The organism is Polaromonas sp. (assembly GCF_031411155.1).
Classification (GTDB): Bacteria; Pseudomonadota; Gammaproteobacteria; order Burkholderiales; family Burkholderiaceae_C; genus Polaromonas.
This window is the reverse complement of sequence record NZ_JANOAL010000140.1, coordinates 1-4,670: the sequence shown is the minus strand read 5'-3', so window position 1 is coordinate 4,670 and position 4,670 is coordinate 1. Positions and strand designations below refer to the sequence as shown.

Sequence of the window (4,670 nt, the reverse complement as noted above, 5' to 3'; positions counted from 1 at the left end):
CCGGTCACGCGCGAGGCCATCTTCAGGTCCACGTCCATGCCGTTGTGGCTCAGCAGCACCACCGCCTGCGCGCCCTTGGCTCTCGCCTCATTGACGGTCTCCTGCATCTCGCTTTCGCGGATGCCAAAGGTCCAGTTAGGGGTTTGCCAGCCGGGGTTGGCAATCGGGGTGTAGGGAAAGGCCTGGCCGACGATGGCCACCGCGACGCCATTCATTTCCTTGATGACATAGGGCTTGAACACCGCGTCGCCAAAATCGCGGGTCTTGACGTTTTGCGCCACGAAATCGACCTTGCCGGCAAAGTCGGTCTCTATGATTTTCTGGATGCGCTCCTCGCCGTAGGTGAAGTCCCAGTGGCCGGTCATGACCTGCACGCCCAGCAGTTTGGCGGCGTCCACCATGTCCTGTCCCTGCGTCCAGAGCGCCGTGGCGCTGCCCTGCCAGGTGTCGCCGCCGTCCAGCAACAGCGCGCCCGGCCGGCCGGCCCTGAGCTGTTTGACCAGCGTGGCCAGGTGCGCAAAACCGCCCACCTTGCCATACTGGCGCGCGGCGCGTTCAAAGTTGAGGTAGGTGAAGGCATGGGCCTCGGGCGTGCCCGATTTCAGCCGGGCGGCCTTTAGCAGGTGCTCGCCCACCAAGTGCGGCGACTGGCCGCGCATGCTGCCCACACCGAGATTGACCGAGGGTTCGCGAAAGTAGCTGGGTAGCAACTGGGCATGGCAGTCGGTCAGGTGCAAAAAGTGCACATTACCCGAGCGCGGCACGCTGTAAAGACTGTGGGCCTGCGCCGCGCTGGCCTCACGCTGCAGCGGAAAACCGGCGGCCAGCGCGGCCGCCATGACACTGGAAAATTCACGGCGAGACAAATTCATGACGACAACACCCCTGCCCGGCAGGCCGGGCGCTGTTTACATTTGCTATTGAATTTATAGCTGCCTACGCCCGTAATATCGGGGCTAGAGGCCTAAAACGCTATAAATTACTGATTGACGGGCGATTTCGGGTCAAGCAGCAGCGCCATCAGGTCGCGGATTTGCTGCTCGTTCAAAATACCCGCATGGCCGAAGCGCGGCATGTCGGAGCAGGCGTTGTAAGCCTTGGCGTTCCACAGCTTGCCCCAGGTGTAGTCAACAACTGGTTTGCTGGCCGCAGCGGCCGGGTCGCTCACGCCGCGCAGCTTGCCGTAGTTGTACAGGCTGGGGCCGATCGAGCCAAACGACAGCTCGGCCTTGCTGATCTGGTGACAGTTGTAGCAGCTGCCGCCATTGGCCTCGCCGGGCTTGTCGCTCCAGGTCATGCCGCGGCCGTTTTGCGCGATTTTTTCGCCCTCGCTCCAGTTGCCGATGAATTTTCCATCGGCCGGCAGTTTCACCGTTTTCAGGTTGTCCGCTTCAATCGACTGGGCGAGCTTTTCGTCCAGCGCTACCCCCGCCGCTTCCGAGCAGGCCTGGTTGGAGGCATCGAGCGTCAGGCGGTCAAGTGAGGCAATGCCCTGCTCGCGAAACGAGCTTTTCAGCACCTGACGCGTGGCTTCATCGACCTGGGTCGACGTGGGCGCCATGGCGCAACTGGCCAGCAGCGCGCAGCCCGCCAGGCCCAGGGCCATGAATACGGTGGTCTTGCAGTTGGGTTTCATGTTGGTATGTGCTCCCGGATCTATCGTTTCAGGGCGGGAGCCACGGAGGCGCCGCCCTTGCTGTTGACGCCCATGAACACGCCCAGCGCGATGGTGGCGTCGGAGGCATAACCCGGAAACGGAAAGCGCTGCTGGCGGTAGCAGTCGTTCAGCCGGCGCTGCATGCTCCACAAATCGCCGCTCGACACGCGGTAGGCCGGCCAGGCGCCAAAGCCGTTGCTGGCGTCGGGTTGTTTGGTCAGGTTGGGCAGGTCCTGCAGGCGCACGCGCTTGTTGTCTTCGCCGTGGCACGAAGCGCAGGAAAAGTCATAGGGGCCGCCGCGCAGGTAAAACACCTTCTTGCCGACCGCGTACATCAGCTTTTCCTGCGCATGTTGTTGCGGCAGGTTAAACGTCATGCCGCGCGACTCGCCGGAAATATAGGCCACCAGCGATTCAATGGTTTTTTGCTCGCCCGCGCCAAAGGGGGTCTTGGCGATGTCGGCGGCGTTAAAGCCCTGCAGCTGCTCCATGCAGGTCAGCAGGCGCGACTCCATATCCTGCACGCGCTGGGTGTCGGCAAAGAAACGCGGCAGCTCGACAAACGCGCCCTTCACCACGCCAGCGCCCTTGCCCAGGTCGCACTTTTCGAGCGAGGCTTTTTTCGGGCCGCGAGCCTGCTTCCAGAGTGCCTCGCCCTTGGCCTCGTACAGCTCGGCCGGGTTGCCGTCGGCCAGCATGGCGCGGTATTCGGCAATGCCCTCGGCGGTGCTTTTCTGCGCGGCTGCGGACAGGGGCAGAGCAGCCAGCGCCGCCAGCCCGAAAAGGGAAAATCTCATTGTGGTGTCCTCAAGAAATGGGGTGGCGCGGCCCGGGCCCGAGCCGCGCGGGGGGCAGCCCGGCGCTCAGGAAATCACGGCCTCGTCGGTGCGCTTGTCGCCGTGGTTGTCGACCCAGCTCACCGCAATCTTGTCGCCGGCCTTGCCGCCCTTGAAGCTGAACTGCAGAAACGGGTTTTTCGACACCGCCGTGCCCCACTGGGCGCTCATGACGGTCTTGCCATTGTGGCTGGCGTTGACGCTCTGGATAAACCAGGCCGGCACGGTTTTGCCGGCCGCGTCCTTGCGCTGGCCGCTTTCCATCTCGTGGCTGACCAGTACCCGCACCGTGGTTTTGTCGCCCTGGGCCTGGGCCCGGATTCGCATTGGATCTGACATGATTTAGTCCTTCAAATTTTGTTGAGAGCCGCTGGCGACGCATCAGCCGCCGCAGCCGCCCAGCGTGACCTTCACTTCCTTGACGGCATAGAAGAACTTGTCGCCCACCTTGGCCAGCGCATACACGTTGGACGACTGGCCCATCTTGAGGTTGGTGGACACGTTGGCGTCGGTGCCGGCCGGAATGTCAAACACGGCGGCCCGCGCGTTGGGGTTTTTCTCGACCACCAGGGCGATCTGCGTGGTGTTGGGCAGGTTGCTCTGGGCGCCGACGCGCACCACATTGCCGTTTTCGGCAATTTCGGGGGCCTGCAGCACCAGGTCCTTGCTTTCGACCGGCGCGCCGGTGGCACCCAGCGCCTTGGCTGCATCGGCCAGGGACTTGGTGTCAAAAGCCGCCGTGTTCCAGCCCGGGGCGTTTTGCGCGTGGGCCGGCATGATGCCTGCCGCGCCAGCCAAAGCCAGCGCCGTTGCGCCCGAGCTGCTGGCTAAAAATTGACGACGTTCCATGCTTGAACTCCTTTTTTAGATAACTTGAATGTCTTGAAACTTGACTGCTAACTTGACCATTATTGGACACAAAAATACAAAACTGCAGAAGAGTAGTTCTCCCAAGTCGTGCCTCACGACCGGCCTTTCATTGGGCTGCCCCCTGCGCCAGCCACTGGGCCAGTTGTGCCGACTCGTCCGGGCTCAGGCTTTGCGGCGGCATGGGAACGCCGCCCCACACACCCTGCCCGCCTGTCCTGATTTTGCCCGACAGGTAATTCACCGCATCGGCCCGGTCTTTGTACTTGCCGGCGATGTCGCGAAACGACGGCCCCACCAGCTTGCTGTCCATGCCGTGGCAGGCGACGCAAGCATTTTTCTGCAGCAGCGGCATCACCGAGGCAGACCTGGCGGCCACCCCGACTGCTATCTTTTCAGGAGCTGCCTGCGCCCGTTCTGCTTTGGCCTCAACCACTTTTCTATCAACATTGGCAGCTAGCGGCGGGTTGCGCGTGTCGGCGCCCCGGCTGGCGCCCAGCCCACGCGACTGATCCGCCAGGTTGCCGTGCGCGTTGCGCGCGTAGTCCGGCAAAAAGCTTTTGACCACCACTTCCGGCGCGCAGTTGCGCATGCAGGCCGAGCCCTGCACATCGGGTTTGGCGCTGCCGCCCAGCTCATTGCCCGGCCACAGCGCGTGCGCCGTCGTCATGCCCTTGCGATTGGGCAGGCGCTGCTGCACCTCGCGGATATTGGCGTCCGACAGCGTGAAATCGGCCGGCAGCACGTTGCCCAGATGCAGGATGTAGGCGGTGACCGAATACACCTCGTCGGCGCTCAGGGTTTTTGGGGCGTTCCAGGGCATGGCCCGGTTGATGTAGTCCCACAAGGTGGACAGCGTGGACAGCTTCATCAGGCTGGTGCGATTCGGCTGGTTGGCACCCGGCAGCAGGCCGGCGACCCGGCCATTCTTGATGTCGTCGGGCGTGGTGCCGCCCGCGATCGGGGTGAACACATCGGAGGCCTCGGCAAAGCTGCCGTGGCAGGAGGCGCATTGGGCTTCCCACAACACCTCGCCCTGGCGCACCGAGCCCTGGCCTTTGGGCAGGCCCTTGAAGTCGGGCCGCACGTCAATGTCCCAGGCCCTGATTTCAGCGGGGGTGGCGCTGCGGCCTATGCCGGAAAGGGCCGGCTTTGGGGTCGGCAAGGTCTGCGCATGACTGGGGCTCAGCAACAGCCAGGCCAGCATTGGCAACATCGGCAACATCGGCAACAGCAGCGGCTTAAACCTGGACATTCTTCACCTCGCCGTTTTCCTGCAGCAACCACGACTGGATGGCGTTGTTGTGATA

General features: G+C 63.1%; 5 protein-coding genes and 1 pseudogene. All 6 read right to left on the bottom strand.

Features of this window, described 5'->3' with window-relative positions:
* Positions 1-872, bottom strand: a pseudogene (locus tag RMO23_RS09350) (thiosulfohydrolase SoxB); the annotation flags it as partial.
* Between the two features lie 107 nt (positions 873-979).
* Positions 980-1,561, bottom strand: a complete 582-nt coding sequence (gene soxX / locus RMO23_RS09345; protein WP_309680773.1) for a sulfur oxidation c-type cytochrome SoxX — start codon at positions 1,559-1,561, stop codon at positions 980-982.
* Between the two features lie 95 nt (positions 1,562-1,656).
* Positions 1,657-2,454 (bottom strand): sulfur oxidation c-type cytochrome SoxA, encoded by a 798-nt coding sequence (gene soxA, locus RMO23_RS09340; RefSeq protein WP_309680771.1) that lies wholly within the window; start codon positions 2,452-2,454, stop codon positions 1,657-1,659.
* Positions 2,455-2,520: 66 nt separating this feature from the next.
* Positions 2,521-2,832, bottom strand: coding sequence for a thiosulfate oxidation carrier complex protein SoxZ (gene soxZ, locus RMO23_RS09335; protein WP_309680769.1), 312 nt, complete (start codon positions 2,830-2,832; stop codon positions 2,521-2,523).
* Between the two features lie 42 nt (positions 2,833-2,874).
* Positions 2,875-3,342: a thiosulfate oxidation carrier protein SoxY gene (soxY, locus tag RMO23_RS09330; protein WP_309680767.1), complete on the bottom strand. Its 468-nt coding sequence runs from the start codon at positions 3,340-3,342 to the stop codon at positions 2,875-2,877.
* Between the two features lie 127 nt (positions 3,343-3,469).
* A complete protein-coding gene (locus RMO23_RS09325; RefSeq protein WP_309680765.1) occupies positions 3,470-4,615 on the bottom strand; it encodes a c-type cytochrome in 1,146 nt (381 codons plus the stop codon).
* Positions 4,616-4,670 lie beyond the last annotated feature (55 nt).